General features: G+C 56.8%; 18 protein-coding genes. 8 read left to right on the forward strand and 10 right to left on the reverse strand.

Annotation, left to right across the window (positions count from 1 at the left end; all coding sequences use genetic code 11):
- Positions 1 to 394: 394 nt before the first annotated feature.
- The 8 genes from QCE73_RS10295 to QCE73_RS10330 form a co-directional block, all read right to left on the reverse strand.
- The gene (locus QCE73_RS10295) at positions 395 to 1,516 is read right to left on the reverse strand and encodes a copper resistance protein B (RefSeq protein WP_309881077.1); all 1,122 of its coding nucleotides are present in this window, start codon (positions 1,514 to 1,516) and stop codon (positions 395 to 397) included.
- The gene (locus QCE73_RS10300) at positions 1,513 to 3,666 is read right to left on the reverse strand and encodes a copper resistance system multicopper oxidase (RefSeq protein ID WP_309881078.1); all 2,154 of its coding nucleotides are present in this window, start codon (positions 3,664 to 3,666) and stop codon (positions 1,513 to 1,515) included. The genes QCE73_RS10295 and QCE73_RS10300 overlap by 4 nt, the downstream gene beginning before the upstream one ends.
- 821 nt (positions 3,667 to 4,487) lie before the next feature.
- Positions 4,488 to 5,432, reverse strand: a complete 945-nt coding sequence (locus QCE73_RS10305) for a copper resistance D family protein (RefSeq protein ID WP_087126656.1) — start codon at positions 5,430 to 5,432, stop codon at positions 4,488 to 4,490.
- Positions 5,432 to 5,806 (reverse strand): copper resistance CopC family protein, encoded by a 375-nt coding sequence (locus tag QCE73_RS10310; RefSeq protein ID WP_087126655.1) that lies wholly within the window; start codon positions 5,804 to 5,806, stop codon positions 5,432 to 5,434. The genes QCE73_RS10305 and QCE73_RS10310 overlap by 1 nt, the downstream gene beginning before the upstream one ends.
- A 76-nt stretch (positions 5,807 to 5,882) precedes the next feature.
- Complete coding sequence (locus tag QCE73_RS10315; protein ID WP_087126654.1) at positions 5,883 to 6,230, reverse strand: copper-binding protein; 348 nt, start codon at positions 6,228 to 6,230, stop codon at positions 5,883 to 5,885.
- Between the two features lie 57 nt (positions 6,231 to 6,287).
- Complete coding sequence (locus tag QCE73_RS10320) at positions 6,288 to 7,583, reverse strand: copper oxidase (RefSeq protein ID WP_087126653.1); 1,296 nt, start codon at positions 7,581 to 7,583, stop codon at positions 6,288 to 6,290.
- Positions 7,584 to 9,017, reverse strand: a complete 1,434-nt coding sequence (locus tag QCE73_RS10325) for a TolC family protein (protein ID WP_309881079.1) — start codon at positions 9,015 to 9,017, stop codon at positions 7,584 to 7,586.
- Positions 9,014 to 9,469 (reverse strand): hypothetical protein, encoded by a 456-nt coding sequence (locus tag QCE73_RS10330; RefSeq protein WP_140401945.1) that lies wholly within the window; start codon positions 9,467 to 9,469, stop codon positions 9,014 to 9,016. Before QCE73_RS10330 ends, QCE73_RS10325 begins: the two co-directional genes overlap by 4 nt.
- Before the next feature lie 711 nt (positions 9,470 to 10,180).
- On the opposite strand from QCE73_RS10330, the gene QCE73_RS10335 reads away from it, so the two are divergent.
- Together QCE73_RS10335 and QCE73_RS10340 are read left to right on the forward strand one after the other, a co-directional pair.
- Positions 10,181 to 10,852, forward strand: coding sequence for a heavy metal response regulator transcription factor (locus QCE73_RS10335; RefSeq protein WP_029672341.1), 672 nt, complete (start codon positions 10,181 to 10,183; stop codon positions 10,850 to 10,852).
- Complete coding sequence (locus tag QCE73_RS10340; protein ID WP_309881080.1) at positions 10,849 to 12,273, forward strand: heavy metal sensor histidine kinase; 1,425 nt, start codon at positions 10,849 to 10,851, stop codon at positions 12,271 to 12,273. The genes QCE73_RS10335 and QCE73_RS10340 overlap by 4 nt, the downstream gene beginning before the upstream one ends.
- Before the next feature lie 121 nt (positions 12,274 to 12,394).
- On the opposite strand, the gene QCE73_RS10345 is transcribed toward QCE73_RS10340, so the two are convergent.
- Positions 12,395 to 12,814: a DUF411 domain-containing protein gene (locus QCE73_RS10345; RefSeq protein ID WP_309881081.1), complete on the reverse strand. Its 420-nt coding sequence runs from the start codon at positions 12,812 to 12,814 to the stop codon at positions 12,395 to 12,397.
- A 431-nt stretch (positions 12,815 to 13,245) separates the two neighbouring features.
- On the opposite strand from QCE73_RS10345, the gene QCE73_RS10350 reads away from it, so the two are divergent.
- From QCE73_RS10350 to QCE73_RS10365, 4 genes are all read left to right on the forward strand, one after another.
- On the forward strand, positions 13,246 to 13,548 hold the full coding sequence (locus QCE73_RS10350; RefSeq protein WP_309881083.1) for a DUF4148 domain-containing protein: 303 nt from the start codon (positions 13,246 to 13,248) through the stop codon (positions 13,546 to 13,548).
- Positions 13,549 to 14,260: 712 nt separating this feature from the next.
- Positions 14,261 to 14,461, forward strand: coding sequence for a heavy-metal-associated domain-containing protein (locus QCE73_RS10355; RefSeq protein ID WP_087126681.1), 201 nt, complete (start codon positions 14,261 to 14,263; stop codon positions 14,459 to 14,461).
- 17 nt (positions 14,462 to 14,478) lie between these two features.
- Positions 14,479 to 15,441: a cytochrome D1 domain-containing protein gene (locus tag QCE73_RS10360; RefSeq protein ID WP_087126680.1), complete on the forward strand. Its 963-nt coding sequence runs from the start codon at positions 14,479 to 14,481 to the stop codon at positions 15,439 to 15,441.
- Positions 15,442 to 15,464: 23 nt separating this feature from the next.
- Positions 15,465 to 16,652 carry a permease gene (locus tag QCE73_RS10365; protein WP_087126649.1) on the forward strand — a complete coding sequence of 396 codons (1,188 nt, stop codon included), beginning with the start codon at positions 15,465 to 15,467 and terminating at the stop codon, positions 16,650 to 16,652.
- 205 nt (positions 16,653 to 16,857) lie between these two features.
- On the opposite strand, the gene QCE73_RS10370 is transcribed toward QCE73_RS10365, so the two are convergent.
- The gene (locus tag QCE73_RS10370; RefSeq protein ID WP_087126648.1) at positions 16,858 to 17,973 is read right to left on the reverse strand and encodes an RNA-guided endonuclease TnpB family protein; all 1,116 of its coding nucleotides are present in this window, start codon (positions 17,971 to 17,973) and stop codon (positions 16,858 to 16,860) included.
- A 202-nt stretch (positions 17,974 to 18,175) separates the two neighbouring features.
- Between QCE73_RS10370 and QCE73_RS10375 the strand changes: the two genes are divergently transcribed.
- Both QCE73_RS10375 and QCE73_RS10380 read left to right on the forward strand, forming a co-directional pair.
- Entirely contained in the window at positions 18,176 to 19,477 is a 1,302-nt protein-coding gene (locus QCE73_RS10375) for an Nramp family divalent metal transporter (protein WP_087126647.1), read from the forward strand.
- Positions 19,478 to 19,645: 168 nt separating this feature from the next.
- A complete protein-coding gene (locus tag QCE73_RS10380; protein WP_238212472.1) occupies positions 19,646 to 19,810 on the forward strand; it encodes a hypothetical protein in 165 nt (54 codons plus the stop codon).
- Positions 19,811 to 19,814: the final 4 nt, after the last annotated feature.

The raw sequence follows: 19,814 nt of genomic DNA on the forward strand, positions 1-19,814 counted from the left end.
TCGGGAGAATGCCGGCTCGCCGGGTGTGTCGTAGCGAGTAAGGCGTCTGGGCGTTCCACCAGTCGCACGCCACATTGGGGCATGCAATCGCGGCCTGAGGTGGAAGACTGAATGACCGAGCCGCCGTCGGTGCTACCGGACAATGGTTTCTTCACCGAGGTTGCGCTTTACATACGTGATATCCCTCGTCGAAGGAGGACCGCGAAAATGTAGGTTGACTGACCAAAATGTAATGTTGACTTCATCTGCTTAGTTCGAGTCGTGGACTATTAGGGCGAAGGCGACGTTGGATTGCCGGGCGCGACGCTTTGCTTTCCAGCCTAGCGGCAACGTCGCAAGAAGCGTAGGCGGTGACATGTTCAACGAGGCGAATCGGGGCAGCGGAGGAGGTGCGCTAATACCAAAGGCGCAAGCCAACCACCAGTTCCGTATCGGTTACCGGCTCTCCATCGCGGCGTGAAAAATCAGCCGTACGGCCGAAGCGGCGTCCCCACACAAAGCCAATGTAGGGAGCTATTTCTCGCCTAATCTCGTAGCGAACACGCAACCCCAGTTTAATATCAGATATACCGCTGCCAATTTCTCGCTCCGGGTCGGACTTGCCGTATGCGTTCATCTCGGCTTCGGGGGTCAGAAAGAGCTTCTGAGACAGCAAGATGTCGTAGGATGTTTTCAACTGGAGAGCGGTGCGGCCGGAAGTTCCGATATAGCCCGTCGCCTGTACATTGAAGAAATAAGGAGCTAGTCCTTCAACGCCGATGGCTGCCCAATCGCGAGTCGGTCCGTTACCGAAGTCGTGCCGGACACCAAGTTGCGCGTTCCAATAGGTCGAGTATGCGTGTGATACGAGAGCTTCGACGCGCGCATCGTCTGTTTTTCCGTAAAGACGCTCCCCAGAACTCTTCAACCATAGCCTGTTGATGTCGCCGCCAATCCATGCCTCACCGTCCCACGACCATCCTTGTCCTCCAACTGCCTTAACGTACTCCAACTGGTTGATGAGAATTTGGTGGTAGATACCGTTGTCGGACATATCCATGCCTTGCATCGGTATGCCTTCATTCGGGTTCGCCATCGGAATGCGAGGTTCGTCGACCCCAATGATGTGATTGGGTCCATTGAGCGGACCTGCCTTCGGACTTTTCGAATTATCAACCCGGATACTGGCGTCGCTGCTCGACTTCGACTGATTGCCGTCGGTCGGTGCGGCCGATTTGGGATGTGGCTGGTCTCCAGGCGATTTCATCTGGTCCCCGCCGTCCATCCCTGACGTTCCTTTTGCCCCGGGCGCTCCGCCCGTCTTTGAGGTGGAACCGGAGCGTGACTGAGATGAGTTATTCCCCTTGTCCGACATGTCCATGTTGCCCATGCCTTTCATGCCCGGCATACCGTCCATCTGCGACATATCTCCCGCAGCCACGGCCGACGAGGAGGCTATCAATAGCGCGACCGCGGTTGGAAAGGACTTGACCGGCTTCCTTTGTCCCGCGCGCCTGAAAAAGTGGCTCGCGCTCATGCGACCACTACCTTGCGGAACATTCCCGCCTCCATGTGATACAGAAGATGGCAATGAAACGCCCATTGCCCGGGAGCGTCCGCTGTTACCAAGTAGCTCACTCGCTTGGTGGGCTGGACGTTGATGGTGTGTTTCCGCACGAGGAACTGCCCACGCTCGTCCTCCAGTTCCATAAACATCCCATGAAGATGAATCGGATGGTTCATCATCGTGTCGTTTATGAGCGTAACCCTGAGCCGCTCCCCGTAGTTAAAGACGATGGGCTCAGCTTCCGAGAACTTCTTGCCATCAAAGCCCCAAATAAAACGGTCCATGTTCCCGGTAAGCCGTAGCGTCATTTCCCTCGTAGGCGGGCGGTCGTCGAGCGGGCCGCCAATGGTCCGCAGGTCGGAATAGGTCAGCACCTTTCGGCCGTTGCCTCGCAGCCGTGGTCCTGGGTCACTTAGGGAACTCGAAACCGTCATCGGTCGCATGTCGACTTCGGGGCCGGTCTTAAGAGCCATCTCACTCATCCCCGTGGTCCCTCCGCCGTTTATGCCCTTCATGTCGCCCATGCCCTTCATGTCGCCCATGTTCTTCATGTCACCCATGTTCTTCATGTCGCCCATGTTCTTCATGTCGCTCATGCCCTTCATGTCGCCCATGCCCTTCATGTTGTCCATGCCCTTCATGTCGTCCATGCCCTTCATGTCGCCCATGTTCTTCATGTCGCTCATGCCCTTCATGTCGCCCATGCCCTTCATGTTGTCCATGCCCTTCATGTCGTCCATGCCCTTCATGTCGCCCATGTTCTTCATGTCACCCATGTTCTTCATGTCGCCCATGCCCTCCATGTCGCCCATGTTCTTCATGTCACCCATGTTCTTCATGTCGCCCATGCCCTCCATGTCGCCCATGCCGTTCATGTCGCCCATGCCCTTCATGTCGCTCATGCCCTTCATGTCGTGCATGCCCTTCATGTCGCCCATATCCGACATTCCCTTCATTCCCTCCATCCCTTGCATCCCGCCCATGCCCATGTCGTCCATCGTCAGCCAGGTCTTAGGGTCCATTGGGGGAATCTGAGCTCGCATACCGGGGTATGAAGCTAGAGTTGCGCGTGCATATCCACTTCTGTCCATCGACTGACAAAAAATCGTGTACGCCTTGTCGTCAGGCATCTCAACCACAACGTCGTAGGTCTCGGCGACCGAAATGCGGAATTCGTCGACCTCAACCGGTTCAACTTCCTGTCCGTCTGTAGAGATGACCGTCATCTTCAGGCCCGGGATACGAACATCGAAAAGCGTTGTCGAAGACCCGTTGATGAAACGAAGTCTCACCTTTTCACGAGGTCGCGCGATAGCGGTCCAGTTGCCGGCAGGAGCCACACCATTGACGAGGTATGTGTAGGTGGCCCCCGACACATCATTGAAATCGGTGGGGTTCATTCGCATTTCGTTCCACATCTGTCGCTTCTTCAATGCCCCCTTGAGCCCGATTCGCTTGATATCGCTAAAAAACTGCGGCGCCGTCGGCATCTGGTAGTTGTAGTAGTCACTGGAGACCTTCAGGTTCTGCATGACTCGCTCCGGATTCTCGTCGGTCCAGTCGCTAAGCATGACAACGTAGTCACGGTCCGTATGGACGCTCTCGCCATTGGCGGGCTCAATGACCAGTGGCCCATATAGGCCGGTCTGTTCTTGGAAACGGCTATGACTGTGATACCAGTAGGTTCCCGCTTGTCGAACAAGGAATTTATAGGTGAACGTTTCGCCGGGCTCGATTCCAGGAAAGCTGATGCCAGGGACGCCGTCCATTCCAAAGGGAACTAGGATGCCGTGCCAATGAATGGAGGTAGGAACCGCAAGCCGATTGGTGACTCGCATCGCAACTTCAGAACCCTGTTTCCACTTAAGAATCGGAGCAGGAATCGACCCATTGACGGAGGTTGTGGGTCGGGTGCGCCCGGTATAGTTGACCGGTGTCGAGTCAATCGTTAAATCGAACTGCGTGCCGCTAAGTACCGTCGGCCCCGTGCTTACCGTTGCGGCAAGTGATGCTATCGGCCATCCGCCAATGCCAGCGACGAGACCACCCGCTGCGAGCCCCCGCACAAAACGCCGCCTTCCGTTGATTTCAACATCAATATCCGCTTGTTGCTTTAGCATAGTCACGTCAAGCCCTCTCACAACTAGAACCAGAATTTGGCCCACCGCGCGCCGCATGGTCAGTCGGACGCGGAGGCTCCTTGCGCACTGCACAGGGCGAAGTATCGACGCCCTTGGCGAAGAGCCGGAACCGACGAAATTCCACACAAAAACGCTTTGTACGTTGACCAGCCCTCTATATGCGAGCGACCAGGTCGACTTGTCGATGAGATTAACTGCACAAGACAGCAGAAGGAAAGTGGAAAAGCGCAATACAATTGAAGATGACTAACAAATGACCAAATGGTAATGTGCGCGCAATCAATCAGTCACTTAAGCATGCCACCATCCTTACTCTAAGTGGCTCGCCCGCCAACTGATGGTTAGCTCGAGCAAGAGCCTCAGGAATGATGTATTTATTCGGATACCAAATCCCCGGGGTTGAGCGCCGCACGGTCACGGCCGTTAACCTGGGTCGCACGACTGCGCGTTCGTCACTTCGCAACGCAGCGTGCTGCGATGGATGAAATCGTCGACTGTCTCGGCTTCTACAACGCCCGCCGACTACAAGTTCACGAGAAGGTCTTTCAGTGCGGAAAGGACAGCAAAGGATGCGTCTCACATCGCAGAGGCACGGCTCGCCACGCGGGTAAGAAGGCCCGAAGTAGAACTCCGGGCCCGAAAGACGAGTTCCTGCTGAGAACCTCAACTAATCTCGATGACGGCAGACTCGCCACGAACCGCCGCGTTGCTATTTTCGGGTCGCGCTGACCGCTTTCCGATTTAAGTTGCCAGCGGCTTGTCAGCGCCGATGTGCAGGACGCTGCCGAGATTTCACTCTGTCACTCGGTGCCGGGAAGCGGACTCGATACCAGCACCGTCGCGATTACAATCACGCCGATAAGGACCCACGACTCTATATGCAATACGGTCGCGAAGCGTTTCAGTTGACGCGTCTGAATGGCGGACGAAGACCCTTTCAGCGAAGCAAGAAGCGCGGGCATTTCGAAGAACCGGTTATGGCCGCCCAGCGCGGCGGCGACCAAGACGAGCGCAAGCTTAAAGACGAGGACCAACCCGTAAGACGACCCGAGAATATTCTCGGGTGCGCTGACACCACGCCAGCCGTTGAACGCGCCCGTCAGGAACAGGGCGACGAGGGCGACGGTAGCCGCATCCGACATCGCCTGAACATATCTGGCGCCTCCGGAGAGTTCCGTCGACCTCGCGCGCAACATTCCTGGCGACACGATGTACGCTGCCATGAGGACCATACCCACCCACGAACTAATCGCGAGAAGGTGAACCCAATCCACCCATACGGGGAGACTCAAAATACCAGCATCTACTGGGTGACCCGCGTTACTTTTTGCCAGAGCGACTCCCGCTATCAAGAGCCACGTTAGACGCTGACACGGAATACCGGCGCGATTCGTAGGTTTGAACGACAACACAACAGCGCAGAGGAGCAGACCAGCACCAATTGCCCAAATATGGCCGAACTGCGTCTTCACCAGCATCGAGCGGACTGCGGGCCAAGCGTCGAGGAGAGTAGTTTCGCTCATCAACGCGCAATGAACCCAAAATCCTGCCGTACTAGACAGCAACGCTACGATGGCTGACATCCTGAAGACAAGTCCGAGCTTCGCCGAGGCGCGCACTTGCCAATCGGATTTCGGTCCCCTCAGCCACCACGCGCTGAGAAGAGCGCCGACCATGGCCGCAAGACCCAGGTTTTGCAACGCCATCAACAAAAGGCGCTCGATGTCCAAGGAGCCGTAGTTCATCAGTTCACCGAGAATTTATACGTGCCTTTCGCTTTGTGACTGTCGCCGGTCATGACAGCCCATTGGACGGAATACGTACCTGCGGCCAACTTCGGAACAGCAAGGGTCAAAATACGCTTGTTTGCCGGGTCCACCTTGGCCTTTTCTTCACCTACCGGTGCACCGCTCGCATCAGCGACTTTGATGGTGCTGAAAGTCGGTTCGAGGTCTTCATTGAAGGTTAGGCGCAGTACGCCCGGTGCTGTTGAAACCGTGCCATTCACGGGAGGTTCTGCGCTCTCGAGCTTGCCGTGCGCAAAGGCAATAGCTGGAGCCAATGCGATGGCCAGAGTCGCAACGACCGGCGCGATGAGCTTGTTTTTCGAGGCCTTCATTTTTGATTTCCTTGATAGTGGTTGGTGCGGGCCGTCGAAACAGCCCTGCGCACCGAGTTGTCTGTCCTAGATGCTTTTACTGTTTCTGCAGTTTCGTAACAGTCAACGCACCGTTAATTTCCTCCGCAACGAAATCAACCTTGTCGCCCACTTTGACTTGCGACAACATCGCCGGGTCCTTGACCTTGAAAGCCATCGTCATCCCGTCCATGCCGAGGTTCTCAAGCGGGCCGTGCTTGATGGTCAACTTGCCGGACGCCGTGTCCACTTTCTTAATTTCGCCGTGCGACATCGACGAGTTAGCTGCCCCTCCTTGCTTGGCGCCGCTCGACATGTCCATGTTCCCCATATCGCCCGCCGCGAATGCGGCGCCAGAAGTGGCCAATGCAACGCCGAGTGCAATCGAAACAAATGTCTTTTTCATGCTCTTTCTCCAGATACCATTAAAAAAAATATCCGCGACCTGCTGCGAATCTGCGAATCAACTTTCGGACACGTCGCCGGTATACTCGTATGCGACAGTGCCCTTCGGATGTTTGAACCAACCTGGGTCTCGATAATCATTTCGAGCCATGCCCTCGCGAACCTTCACGACCGTAAACATGCCGCCCATTTCGAGCGGTCCGAACGGACCTGTTCCGGTCATCATGGGCAGTGTGTTATCGGGCAACGGCATCTCCATTTCACCCATGGCGCCGCCGGCACTTCCCATTGCCATGTAGTCCGGCACGAGCTTGTTGATACGCTTTGCCAAGTCCTTCTGTTGCACCCCAATCAGGTTTGGCACCTGGTGGCCCATGGCGTTCATCGTGTGGTGTGATTTGTGACAGTGAAATGCCCAATCGCCGGGTCGATTCGCCGTAAATTCAATGGCGCGCATCTGTCCAACGGCCACGTCCGCAGTTACTTCCGGCCAACGAGCGGCAGTCGGTATCCAGCCCCCGTCCGTGCCCGCCACTTCAAAGTGGTAGCCATGCAGGTGAATCGGGTGATTGGTCATCGTGAGGTTGCCGAACCGGATGCGAACGCGGTCTCCCACACGTACCGGCAACGGGTCAATGCCGGGAAAAACCCGGGAATTCCACGTCCACATGTTGAAGTCGGTCATTTCGTTGACGCGAGGAGTGAAGCTTCCCGGGTCAATGTCATACGCCGACATCAGGAACACGAAATCGCGGTCGACGCGCATGACGTTCGGGTCCTTAGGGTGGACGATGAAGGTACCCATCATGCCCATCGCCATTTGCACCATCTCGTCGGCGTGCGGGTGATACATAAACGTGCCGTGTTTCTCAAGTTGAAACTCGTACACGAAGGTCTTTCCCGGCGGGATATGCGGTTGAGTCAGCCCTCCGACGCCATCCATACCGGAAGGCAGCAGCATTCCGTGCCAATGCACGGTCGTATGCTCGGGCAGCTTGTTGGTCACAAAGATTCGAACTTTGTCGCCCTCGACCGCTTCGATGGTCGGACCCGGCGATTGACCGTTATAGCCCCAGAGATTGGCTTTCATGCCGGGAGCCATTTCGCGCACGACTGGCTCGGCTGTAAGGTGAAACTCCTTCCAGCCGTTCTTCATGCGCCATGGCAACGACCAGCCATTGAGAGTCACCACTGGAGTGTAAGGGCGGCCGTTTGGCGGAGCCAACGGAGGCTGCATGTTGACGCTCGACGTTGTCGGCGCCTCGGGCAATGATGCAGCGCCGGCCTTGCTGACAAGTGCTGCGCCCAACAACGCAGCGCCTGAACCGCCGATGAAATTTCGACGTGAGACCATTTATTTACCTTCAGAATTTGATGACGATGCCGGCTGTGCGAGAGGCGCGGTCTGAGATTGCGCGTCGGCTACGTTAGGAAGACGTCCACCGACTGCTTGCTGCAAATCGGTCTCTGCAATCCAGTAGTCCTTCAGCGCCTCGATATAGCTGTTGACGGCGCCAACCTGCTCGCGGGAATCCGCCAGCAACTCAAAAACGCTTGCGAGCATGCCGTTGTAGCGAAGCATCAGTTCGTCTGAAATCGTTTTGCGAAGCGGGACGACTTCGTCGCGGTAGTGCTTCGCTACGTCGTATTCGGTTACGTAGGCCGAATACGATTCGCGGACCTCCGACCTGGCGTTCACAGCGGTTTCCGCCAAGCGATTCGCCGATTGCATATAGATTGCTTGTGCGCGCGCTACCTTCGAGCCGCCCCAGTCGAAGATGGGAATCTCGACGCTGATTTCGTACCCGTGCTCATGACCCTTATCGGTCTCGTAGTTATTGAGAATTCCAACGTCGAGTGCGTTAATGAAGCGTGTTGCCTTGGTCAAACCTAAGGATGTGGCCACGCTCTGCGTCTGCAACTTTGCCGCCTGAATGTCGAGACGGTTCTGCATTGCAAAGCTTTCCAAGTCATTCAGTTCCGGCCGAGACTTCGGAAGGTCCGGCAGCCGGTCAGGAAGCTGGTACTGAGTCCCGGAACCCCATAGGCCCATGATGCGAGTAAGCTTCTCGCGGGCCGCAACGCTTTCTTGGCGGGTCTTAGCAAGTTGAGCCACGGAGTCGGCGTAAAACGCCTGCTCTCGCGCGTAGTCCAACTTGCTGAAGTTGCCTGCTTGTTGCATCCGCTGGGCAAGTTCTGCAGCAGCCTCGGCCGAATCCTTGACTTGCTCGGCGTAGGCAACCGACTGCTGGGCGGCCACTGCAGTGGTGTAAGCGCGGCGTGCGTCAGCGGCGACCTTGAGCATGGCGTCGGCCGTGAGCAATTTCGTCTGTTCGAAACGGCGGCTTTCGATTCGAGTCGCGAGCGGGAGCGTAAAGATGCTCAAGATGCCCATCGAGAACGTACGGCCGATGGTCAGGTCGTTGCTGGAATGCGTCCGACTGAACGTGAAACCCGGGTTCGGCAATCGTCCTGCCTGCACGAGGTCAGCCTCGGAGATACCAAGCTCCCCATATGAGACCTGCAATCCGCGATTGTTCAGGAGCGCAACCTGCACTGCATCGTCCATAGTCAGCGGCTTGGTCAACAACTCCTTGGTCCGCGTGAAAACCGCATTGCGGTCGTCGTCAGTTTTCACGACAACGGCGTCTTTTCCTAGTCGCTCAGACGCGACATTAGAGACACTGTTAAAACCGCCGTCCTTAGAAAAAGTCGTACACCCGGCCAGCACCGCGACGATGCTTACGGTCGTCACTAGGCGGCCAGCGGAAGGAAAGCGCTGGTTCATTCGTGCATGCCCTCGTGGTTCGAATGCTCTTTCTTGTTTTCGCGAGCCGAGCCCGCGTTGCCATCAGTGGCTGACTTCGCGGGCATCTGGGAAGGGTTCATTCCGGCCATGCCGTTGTTGCCCTTCTGCGATTTTTCGTCCCCACGTACCGCGCCCTTGTTAGCTTTGGTGACGGCCGTCGACGACGACATCGTGGAATGGTCCATTTTTCCGACCCCGGACATTCCAGCCGGACCGGTTTTTTTCGGAGTTGGAGCCACGGCCTTGTTGAGCTCGCTCCAAGAGCCGACCGGCTTGTCTTGGAACGATTGATATGAACCGGCTATCGCCGGAACCATCACAGACGGCACCGGCGCCGCGGCGTCCGTAGGGTCGGGAAGCGACGGCGTTTCGCTTGCGAACGACGGCATCGCCGCCGCCGCAGTAAGCAGCGCCGCTAGAATGTTTCGCATGAAAGTTTTCTCGACGTAAGTCAACTGTCCACAAGGAATTGCAGACAGAACGAAGGTGCGTCACGCCATGGGCGGGACGACTCGACTTAAACGAGGAGAGTTCGAGGAGGACGTTCGATACCGCCCGTCAAAAAACGGGCCGGGCGGACGTGCGGTGGCGTAGGTGCGACCTGATGAGAAAGCTCGATGGCTGTCGCTACGACCGCTACTGGCGGCAGAGCATTCCCGAAGCAGCAAGACGCGCAGATGCTGCAGGGCCCACTACCGTGATGGTGTGAGCCGTCATGAGAGTCGTGATGATGCTGGGCGGAGCCGACGGCGGCGACGGAGTCCGACGCTGCACTGAACACGTGAGTCGTATGGAGATGACCGACGGACGAACTCCCTCCACTAATCCGCGAAAGTTCGCAGCTCAGCGGTGTGCCCGCGAATGCCCGAGCCGACAGGCTGAGCATCAGCAGAACGACAGTAAGGAATTTGCGCCAGTTTGTCATGAGGCAAGAGTCTAGCACGCGGGTTTATACCCGTTGCAAGCTACGGCGAATTAGTTGAAGGCACGATACACAGGTGACCATGACGCGACCGTGGCTCGAAAATGACCAACCTGTAATGAAGAGCCCTAAAATTACCGAAATGTCATTTTCGCGTCATGTACTTGACTGACAGCAGTTGCTAACCTTACCGATGACCCCTGCGATTGAAAGGCTCAATATGCGCATACTCCTTGTCGAAGACGAACAAAAAATGACGTCGTATCTGCACAAGGGGTTAACTGAGGCGAGCTTCAACGTTGACGTTGCATCGAACGGAAAGGACGGCCTTTTCCTCGCCTTGCATGAAGACTTTGATATTGTCGTTCTAGACGTGATGCTTCCCCAATTAGACGGCTTCGAAGTGCTTCGCCGTTTGAGGCAACAAAAATCGACCCCGGTGCTTCTTCTTACTGCGCGGGACACGGTAGAGGACAAGGTCAAAGGGCTCGAATTGGGAGCCGACGATTATCTTTCAAAGCCATTCGCGTATGCGGAGTTTCTTGCGCGCGTCAAGTCTTTGCTTCGGCGCTCGCCGCGCGGAGCGCGCGACGTAATCAACATCGCCGACCTCGAAATTGAACTCTTCAAGCGACGCGCCCGTCGTGGAAACGTTCGTATTGATTTGACAGCCCAGGAATTCGCGCTTCTTCAATTGCTGGCGGAGCGCCAAGGAGAGGTGCTGACGCGTACCTTCATCACGTCCCAACTCTGGGACATGAATTTCGACAGCGATACAAACGTCGTCGACGTCGCCGTAAAGCGCCTGCGGGCCAAAATCGATGCTCCTTTCGAAAGAAAACTTCTCCACACGGTGCGCGGCATGGGCTACGTACTGGAGGAGCGCACATGAAGACGGATGGGCAGCATTATTCACTGTCCGGCCGCCTTGCGCTCGCCTTCCTCGGCATCGCGGCGATGGTATTCGCGTTAATGGGTGCGTTCCTATATACGTCCCTCTCATCAGAACTTCAGCGACGCGATGATATCGAAATTGACGGAAAGCTCAGTCAGTTCCGGCAACTCATTCACAACGCCGGGACAGTCGCAGGCGTCCGCGACGCCAGCAATATGTTTCACGAAATTCTGCTATCTCATCCGGGCGTATATTTGGCCGTCCTGGACCAAGCGGGCGCGATAGTGGTTCAACACCCGGAAACGCCCGGTGGTCTGTTGTCCGCTTACCAGCCGCGGCGACTGCAAGGGTTCCCTTACACGTGCTCACCCGAAGCCATTGGGTCCGCTAGATGCATTTTTTCAAGCGAGAGCCTGCCCTCAGGGGAAACCGTGCACATACTTCTCGCGCGCAGTGCTTCTGACAGAGTTTCCCTGCTGGCTAGTTACCGTTTGGACGTTTGGGCTGCGGCCGCAATTGGTTCAGCGCTGGTCGGACTTCTTGGTTATCTCGTGGCGAGGCGCGGACTTACGCCGGTGAAAAGTATTGGGCGCCAAGCGTCTCGCATCGAGGCGCACAACTTGAGTGAACGACTCAATATTGAGCGCGGCCCAGTCGAATTGAACGAAATAGCACATTCGGTAAATCGAATGCTGGACCGCTTGGAGCGCGCGTTCGTCCGGTTGTCGCAATTTTCATCGGACCTCGCTCATGACATGCGCACGCCGCTCGCGAACGTAATCAGCTCTTCCCAAATCACGCTATCCAAGACTAGGAGTGTTGACGAGTATGAAGCGCTTCTCGACTCCAACATCGAAGAGTGCGAGCGGCTTCAGCGCATGATTGGGAATATGCTGTTCCTTGCTCGGACCGATAACGCACAGCAAGCTATCACGACTGTCGATGTAGATATCGCTTCCGAGCTTCGACGGCTCGCGTCCTATTTTGACGGTCTGGCCGAGGAACGTGGCAATTCGCTACGCGTTCAGGGCGATGGTACTATTCGCGCCGATACAACGATGTTTCGACGAGCGGTCAGTAATCTTGTAAGCAATGCCTTGGACCATGCTACTCCCGGTTCCACCATCGAGTTGCGCGGTTCCAACGAGCGCGGTTATACCGCGGTCTCCGTTACTAACGAAGGCATCGAAATTTCCGCCTCGGATGTCGAGAAGATATTCGACCGGTTCTATCGATTAGACCCAGCACGACACGAATCCGGAAAGAACGCGGGTTTGGGATTGGCCATCGTCAAATCTATTATGGAACTGCACCGAGGCAGAATTGACGTGCAGAGTGCCGCGGGGCGAACGACTTTTACTTTATATTTCCCAACGAGCGATTCTGTTGCAATCAATGATAAGGTCGTCACCGTTTGAACGTTCCCCCGCGCTGAAGGACGGGGTTTTCCAGCGCTATCGGATGAAAACTTGCAAGTGAAGCGGCTGATGTAAGTGCTGTGCGCCCTCACAGGACGCGTCCGACATCTCGTCGTCTTGGTCAGTCCTGTGAGAACCTTTTTCCGAGGAAGTCTACAGTGACCAACTTCCCATCCATCTCGCCCATCCCCGGGGAATTCGCTGGCATTCCGGGCGCGGCGACACCGTGCACTGCCCGTTGAGCGACCAGCTTTTTTATAGCCGAGGCAGGAACGTGGCCTTCAATGACTTGATTCGTGCCGCTCACGACAGCGGTATGGCAGGAACGCATCGAGGCCGGGACCCCTAGCCGGTCCTTAACCGCCTGAAGGTCGTTTGTATCAACGACGTTGGTCACAAAGCCCGCGGTCTCGACATGCCTCACCCAACCCTCGCAACAGCCACAAGCAGGGCTTTTGAATATCGTGACCGCTGTATCTGCGGCATGCGCTATGGGCGTTCCAAACATAAAAGCCGCCGTGATACAAAGACGTTTCATCATTGTTTTCAAAAATCCGAACTGGTTCCAATCAGGATATTAACCGCACGGCTGGGACCATGGCAACGAGCAGAAGCGACGTTGCGTCGCACCCGGACAATTGAAAAGAGCGGACAAGACACAGTGCGATGCTGGTTTTGCTTCCACTGCCATCCTTGGGTTCGTAGATGCGCCCTAGGACGCTCTCGCTTTTCGCCAGGGATTAGGCCGCTCTTGTTTCCCTCGGAACGGGCGCGGTCATCTACATCAAGCCCGAAAGGACTGCTCGTCTATCACAGCGGAAAGCGGGTAACGACCGTTACTCCAACGTTACTTTATCTCCTTTTGATATTCGAGGCGGCTGCAAGGACCAGATTACAGTCAAATGACGCTTTTATCATTTTCAGGTCATGGGAACGCAGCGTCGGGCATGTACACTGAATCGAAGGGCCGGGATGGCTTTCGTCAACGGAATAAATGCGATGAAACTCATTGTTGGAATCGCGACGTTCGTGTTGCTGACAGTCGGTGCCGACGGTGTAGCAAATGGCGAGGGCGGTCCGATGATTCAGGGAAAAACGCGAGAGGAAGTTCGGCAGGAACTTGTCCAGGCGTACAAGGATGGCGTATTGCCCTTTCGTCGTTCGGAGTATCCGCCAAGCGCAGCATCCATGAAGAAGAACAAGGAAGCGTACGCTCGCGCTCATCCTGAGAAGGCGTCGAAGCTCGACACGCCCGCCAAAACCACTGGTCGCTGAATCCGTTCGTGCTGCACCCTCAGCACAGGGCATATCGAGTGGATTTCATCTCTTTTGCAAATTCGCACCAACCGCGATACGTTCCTATTTGCTGCTTTCGACAAGAAGCCTTAATGGGCTCTGCATACCTGCGGCCTAGTTCTGCGTGCCTGTCAATCGGCCATTTCCTGCGAGACGAATGGTCCTCGGCGTTCAATCCTCAGACGAAGGCTTTAGCAGCTCGGCTCGAATTTGGCCCTCATCCCTCGGCGACGTGCGGGGCGAGCCGGTAGCGGGCGAAGGGACCGGTCTCGCTCGGACTCTCTCGTTCCTCCGGGTCGCAAGCAGTCTGATGTTGATTGTCCTTGAGCATGCATTTCGGGGGTTATCACTCGAACTAACCGCGTTTGAATCGCCGAAGTTCGCCGTTACTGTGGCGACCAATCAAAAGAACGCGAGTGCGGCCGAGCATCTTCGAAATAATCTTTGGGCGCTTCTACGGCGTGAACGCTGGCGGGCTGCGTCATTTCAAAACACAGGCTTAGGGCTTGCTATGGTAAGCCCATCACGGAAACGCATCGGGCAAATGTGGGCGTCGCGAGCCTTCGCATTGTTCTTTTTCCGCGATGCCAACGGGTGAGTCTGAAGACGCGCGCCATCAGCAAAGACGCTTGACCTTCCCGCGATGGGAAGGTTCAGCATCAAAGTTTCTCTTCAATTGCTGGAGACAGCCATGAAATTCGAAGTCAAAGACATGTCATGTGGCGGGTGTGCGAACGCCATCACGCAGGCTATCACGCAGGAGGACGCCGCAGCCAGTGTGGCAATCGACGTGGGCGGCAAGATTGTCGAGGTCGAGTCGACGGCGTCACCGGAACGCCTCATGGCCGCAATCGAAGCAGCAGGCTTCCATCCTACGGTGCTCGCAGCATGAAGCTGGGCATATTTCAGATGCGGTATATGCTCGGCGCGCTCGCCGTCACGGCACTCGCGAACACACCGGTCCAGGCAGAGAATGTCATCGTCCTTAACTCGGCGGACGCGAGTGTAAGTCTCATCGACCAGGCGAGCCAGAAGGTCGTTGACACATTCCCGGTCGGGAAGGAGCCGCATCATCTGATGGCCACACCAGACAATCAGTCTCTGATTGTGGCGAACTCGGTGGGCAATAATCTCGTATTTTTGGACCCAAAGACAGGCAAGGCTCAGAAGTGGGTGCCTGACATCGAAGACCCCTATCAGCTTGGGTTTTCTTACGACCGGAAGTGGTTCGTCACCAATGGACTGCGCCTTGACCGCGTGGACATATACCACTACGACGGCAAGAATGTCTCACTGGCCAAACGGGTGCCGCTCGCAAAGATGCCGAGCCATATGATTTTCTCGGCCGACAGCAAGATTGTCTTCGTCACGTTGCAGGAGTCGGGCGAAGTTGCCGCCATCGACCTTGCGACACAGACCGTACTGTGGAAGATGCCTGTCGGCAAAGCGCCGGCAGGACTATGGCTAACGCCCGGCGACAAGTATCTGCTGATTGGCATGACCGGTGCGGACTATGTCGCCGTCATTGACTGGCGTGCGCGCAAAATCGTCAAGACAATTCACACGGATAGAGGGGCGCACAACTTCCGCTCCCTTGCCGACGGCCAACATGTGCTCGTGACGAATCGCGTCGGCAATACTATCAGCATCCTCGACCAGAACACGTTGACCAACGTTGGAACCATCACGGGGTTGCTGCCGGGGCCTGACGACATGGAGCTCACGCCCGACCGGCAATATCTCTGGGTGACCTTCCGCTTCACACGCTATGTCGGCGTTATAGACATGAAGACATTGAAGCTCGTCAACACCATCAAGGTCGGAAAATCACCTCACGGCATTTATTTCTATAACCGCGCACCGCTGATATAGGAGTCTTCACGCAGGAGGTTGCGATGCAGATTGTCACTGCTGTCGGTCATGCCCTCTGGATGTCCTTCACCATGCTGTGGCAGATTTTCTGGGGGCTGAGTCTCGGCTTTCTGTTCTCGGCCGTGATTGAGGTCGTGGTCTCGAAGTCCGAGATGTCGATGCTTCTGCCGAACGCATCCCCACGGTCGCTGACAGTTGCCAGTCTGCTCGGCGCCGCATCATCCTCCTGCTCCTATGCCGCCGTCGCGATGGCCCGCTCCATCGTGCGCAAGGGCGGGGACTTCACGGCCGCCATGGCGTTCCAGTTTGCAGCGACGAATCTTGTGCTTGAACTGGGCGTGCTGATGTGGGTGCTGATTTCCTGGCAGTTCGCCGCCGCTGAGTTCATCGGTGGCCCAATCATGATTGTCGTTCTTGCGCTGCTTTTCCGGTTCTTTGTCAAGGACTCGCTCAAAAGCGAAGCTATCGAGCAGGCGGACAAGGGCATCGCCGGCAGCATGGAGGGTCACGCTGCCATGTCGATGGGCGAACAGCAGGGGACCTGGAAGCAACGTCTCTCATCCAAGGACGGGTGGATAGCTATCAGCCATAGTTACGTGATGAACTGGGCGATGCTGTGGCGCGACATCGGGATTGGGTTGCTCATCGCTGGCGCGCTCGGCGCCTGGGTGCCGGACAGCTTCTGGCAGAAATTCTTTCTTGTCAGCCATCCGACGGCCGCGATGATTTGGGGTGCATTTGTCGGCCCGCTGATTGCCGTTGCGTCGTTCACCTGTTCCGTGGGTAACGTGCCGCTCGCCACCGTACTGTGGAATGGTGGTATCAGCTTCGGCGGAGTCGCTTCTTTCATCTTTGGCGACCTCATCATTCCTCCCATCCTCAACATCTACAGGAAGTACTACGGCGGACGGATGACGGTCTTCCTCGCTCTAACCTTCTATCTTGCGATGGTCTCAGCGGCACTCGTGGTCGAAGCGTTATTCCAAGAGCTTGGCTGGGTGCCGACGGACCGACATACAGCAGTTGTGGACGCGACGATTACTTTCAACTACACCACCGTCCTCGACATCATCTTTGGCGCAATCTTCATCGTCTTGACAGTGGTATTTTTCAGGACCGGGGGTCCGCAGATGATGCGAATGATGGAGAGCGGCCAGCACGACCACGGTGGGCATGAGCATCATGCCTCCCATGGCCATACACACCATTAACATCATGGCCACTCACGGCAAGGCCCCCGCCATGAAGCGACTGGCCAAGAACATCATCAAGGCACAAAATGAGGAAATTGCTTACTTGACGTCCTCCCCGCCCTGAAGGGACGGGGATTCCTGAGCTTCGCAAGTCAGGTTCCTGCTTCGTTGCAGACCGCCTGCCGAAGGTGTCTCCGTCAGGTCTTCCGTCCGCTCCACAGGCTTAAGGTTCCGCGCGTCCCGCGGTACGTGTTGCGAGAAGGCCTGCGGCGAGGATATTCCTCGCTGCGTTCTGGTCTCGGTCGTGTATCTCGCCGCAATCCGGGCAGGTCCACTGCCGAATGTTCAACGGCAGCGACGTGTGCCGAAACCCGCAGGCGTGACAGGTTTTGCTCGACGCGAAGAACCGGTCCGCCTGCCAGTACGTCCGGCCATACCACGCCGCCTTGTAGGCGAGCTGCCTGAGCAACTCGCCCCAGGCGGCGTCGCCGATACTCCGCGCAAGGTGACTGCGCATCATCCCCTTGATGCACAGGTCCTCCATGAACACCGCCTGGTTTTCGCGGATGAGCTGGGTGGACAGTTTGTGCAGGAAATCCTTGCGCGAGTCGGCAATGCGCGCGTGCAGCCGCGCGAGACGCTTGCGCGCCTTGTCGCGGTTTTTCGAGCCGTTGTGTTTGCGCGAGAGCGCGCGGCTCAGGCGACGCACGCGATGCAGCAGCTCGGCGAGGAACTTCGGCGGAGACAGTGGAGGCTGGTCGTCCGCGAAAGTCAGAAGGTGCGTCAGACCAAGGTCGGCGGCAACGACCTTGGCCGTCGCCGGCAGCGGCGCCACCTCGTCGTCGCACAGCAGGCTCACGAAGTAGCGGCCGGCAGCGTCACGCAACACGGTCAGGCTCGAGGGCGTGGCGGGTAACTCCCGGCTCCAGCGCACATCGAGCGGCGCTGCCATCTTCGCGAGCGTCAGCTTGCCGTCGCGCAAGGTAAAGCCGTTGCGCATTAGGGCATAGCTTTGCGCGGCTCGCTTGCGCTTGAAGCGCGGAAAGCCTGCCCGCCGGGCAAAGAAATTCTGGTATGCCGTGTCGAGGTGACGAAGTGACGCTTGCAGGGCGACGATGGAGACGTCACGCAGCCAGAGGCACTCGGGCGCGCGCTTAAGCACGGTCAGCGCGGCGGCGTCGTCAACGTAGTTCGACTTCAGGCCGTCCTTGCGTCGCTGCTGACGACGCGCGAGCATGTGGTTATAGACGAACCGCACACAGCCAAAGTGCTGCGCCAACTGCTGCTCCTGAGCTGCGGTTGGATAGAAGCGGAAACGGAAGGCGCGTTTGACGGACATGACCCGTCTAGCGCGATACTTTATATGCCGGAAGCCTGTGGCAAAAGCGAAACTCGCGCCTTTCCTCCGCGACCTAATGGACGGGGTTCTCGCGCTATCGGAAGAAGAAGTGGCAGGCCAATCACGCTGGCAAATGATGTTGTAATGCGCAGACAGACTGATGACGCGCAGTGCGTGCAGCTGGTGACAGGCTGGAGTGGCAATGGACGACCGTGCTCGCCGGAAGGACCGGCGTAAAACGCTGACGGAGCGAACGACGTCGGCGATGCGCGAGCGGCTCGAAGGTCGAGGCGCGCGGGTGTTCCTGCCATTTTTCGGCCCGGCGATGGTCGTCTCAATCGCCTACATAGACCCGGGGAACTTCGCGACGAACATTCAGGCTGGCGCGAAGTACGGCTATACGCTCCTCTGGGTCGTGCTGCTGGCAAATCTGATAGCCATGCTGTTCCAGGCGCTCTCCGCAAAACTCGGGATAGTTACCGGACGAAACCTCGCTGAGCTCTGTCGCGAACACCTCCCGAGGTCGCTTGTTCTTCTCATGTGGGGAGTGAGCGAGGTGGCTGCGATGGCCACGGATTTGGCCGAGTTTCTGGGCGGAGCAATCGGCCTGTCCCTGCTATTCCACATGCCGTTGTTTGTCAGCATGGTTGTCACCGCCCTCGTGACCTATGCGCTTCTGTTGTTCGAGCGTGCCGGTTTCCGTCCGCTCGAACTTGCAATTGGAGGATTGGTCGGCGTGATTGGCTTGTCCTACCTAGTCGAGCTATTCATCGTACCGGTCGCCTGGCCAGCAGTCTTCGCGCATACGTTTTCGCCGCATCTTCCGGATTCAGAAGCTCTCACTATTGCGGTCGGCATTATTGGCGCCACCGTAATGCCACATGCGTTGTTTCTCCATTCAGGGTTGACCCAAAGTCGCGTGCTCGCTAAGACAGAAGCTGAACGCACCATGCTACTGGCGTATTCGAACCTCGAGGTGCTCATCGCGCTGAGCACTGCCGGCCTTATCAATATGGCCATGGTCATCATGGCTTCCGGCGCATTCCACGAGGGTCATCCTGAGGTCGCCGAAATCGAAACGGCATACCACACCCTTGCGCCTTTGCTCGGCATAGGAGCTGCGGGCATTTTTCTCCTGGCGCTTATTGCCTCTGGGATATCCAGTTCGGTCGTGGGCACGATGGCCGGCCAGATGATTATGCAGGGCTTCATCGGCTTTCGTATCCCGCTATGGGTGCGAAGGGTCGTGACAATGTTGCCCAGTTTTGCGGTTGTCGGCTTTGGGGTGAATACTACAACGGCACTTGTTATCAGTCAGGTCGTGTTGAGCCTAGCGTTGCCGTTTCCGATGCTGGCGCTGCTTTGGTTCAGTTGCCGACAGGACATTATGGGTGTCTGCAAGAGCAGCGCATCTACGACCATATTGTCCGCGATGGCAGCGGCCATTGTCCTTTCACTCAACGCGTTCTTACTGCTGCAAACGTTCGGAGTAGCACTTCCATGATAATCGCGGCTTGAAAGGCACGAAGGAACGCAGAGCCTAGATTGAAACTGGCGCCGGCAACCGACTCACTCGTCTTCCGCACCATATGCTTGGGGCGTTGCTGAATGCCCGCTGCGCGCACCGAGAACGCGTGCCGACCAAGTTGAATGAGATTCCAGCGGCGCTCGCATGGCTACCGCTAATCTGGCGCTTCTTGCCGGAACTCCAGTTTGCTCACGCGCTATTGCGCTTTTCAACTTCGGCGGATATATGGCGAGCGTCAAGGCATATCGATTAAAAGCTGAAGCCTTTGCGTTCGGAGCAATGGCGGAGAATAAGAGTTGCCGTGTCTGAGACA

The sequence above is a fragment of the Caballeronia sp. LZ029 genome, assembly GCF_031451275.1.
GTDB lineage: Bacteria > Pseudomonadota > Gammaproteobacteria > Burkholderiales > Burkholderiaceae > Caballeronia > Caballeronia jiangsuensis.

Excerpts from the sequence above, each read along its gene's own strand:
- QCE73_RS10295 (WP_309881077.1), bottom strand. The coding sequence starts at position 1,516 with ATGAGCGCGAGCCACTTTTTCAGGCGCGCGGGACAAAGGAAGCCGGTC.
- QCE73_RS10300 (WP_309881078.1), bottom strand. The coding sequence starts at position 3,666 with ATGCTAAAGCAACAAGCGGATATTGATGTTGAAATCAACGGAAGGCGG.
- QCE73_RS10305 (WP_087126656.1), bottom strand. The coding sequence starts at position 5,432 with ATGAACTACGGCTCCTTGGACATCGAGCGCCTTTTGTTGATGGCGTTG.
- QCE73_RS10310 (WP_087126655.1), bottom strand. The coding sequence starts at position 5,806 with ATGAAGGCCTCGAAAAACAAGCTCATCGCGCCGGTCGTTGCGACTCTG.
- QCE73_RS10315 (WP_087126654.1), bottom strand. The coding sequence starts at position 6,230 with ATGAAAAAGACATTTGTTTCGATTGCACTCGGCGTTGCATTGGCCACT.
- QCE73_RS10320 (WP_087126653.1), bottom strand. The coding sequence starts at position 7,583 with ATGGTCTCACGTCGAAATTTCATCGGCGGTTCAGGCGCTGCGTTGTTG.
- QCE73_RS10325 (WP_309881079.1), bottom strand. The coding sequence starts at position 9,017 with ATGAACCAGCGCTTTCCTTCCGCTGGCCGCCTAGTGACGACCGTAAGC.
- QCE73_RS10330 (WP_140401945.1), bottom strand. The coding sequence starts at position 9,469 with ATGCGAAACATTCTAGCGGCGCTGCTTACTGCGGCGGCGGCGATGCCG.
- QCE73_RS10335 (WP_029672341.1), top strand. The coding sequence starts at position 10,181 with ATGCGCATACTCCTTGTCGAAGACGAACAAAAAATGACGTCGTATCTG.
- QCE73_RS10340 (WP_309881080.1), top strand. The coding sequence starts at position 10,849 with ATGAAGACGGATGGGCAGCATTATTCACTGTCCGGCCGCCTTGCGCTC.
- QCE73_RS10345 (WP_309881081.1), bottom strand. The coding sequence starts at position 12,814 with ATGATGAAACGTCTTTGTATCACGGCGGCTTTTATGTTTGGAACGCCC.
- QCE73_RS10350 (WP_309881083.1), top strand. The coding sequence starts at position 13,246 with ATGGCTTTCGTCAACGGAATAAATGCGATGAAACTCATTGTTGGAATC.
- QCE73_RS10355 (WP_087126681.1), top strand. The coding sequence starts at position 14,261 with ATGAAATTCGAAGTCAAAGACATGTCATGTGGCGGGTGTGCGAACGCC.
- QCE73_RS10360 (WP_087126680.1), top strand. The coding sequence starts at position 14,479 with ATGCGGTATATGCTCGGCGCGCTCGCCGTCACGGCACTCGCGAACACA.
- QCE73_RS10365 (WP_087126649.1), top strand. The coding sequence starts at position 15,465 with ATGCAGATTGTCACTGCTGTCGGTCATGCCCTCTGGATGTCCTTCACC.
- QCE73_RS10370 (WP_087126648.1), bottom strand. The coding sequence starts at position 17,973 with ATGTCCGTCAAACGCGCCTTCCGTTTCCGCTTCTATCCAACCGCAGCT.
- QCE73_RS10375 (WP_087126647.1), top strand. The coding sequence starts at position 18,176 with ATGGACGACCGTGCTCGCCGGAAGGACCGGCGTAAAACGCTGACGGAG.
- QCE73_RS10380 (WP_238212472.1), top strand. The coding sequence starts at position 19,646 with ATGGCTACCGCTAATCTGGCGCTTCTTGCCGGAACTCCAGTTTGCTCA.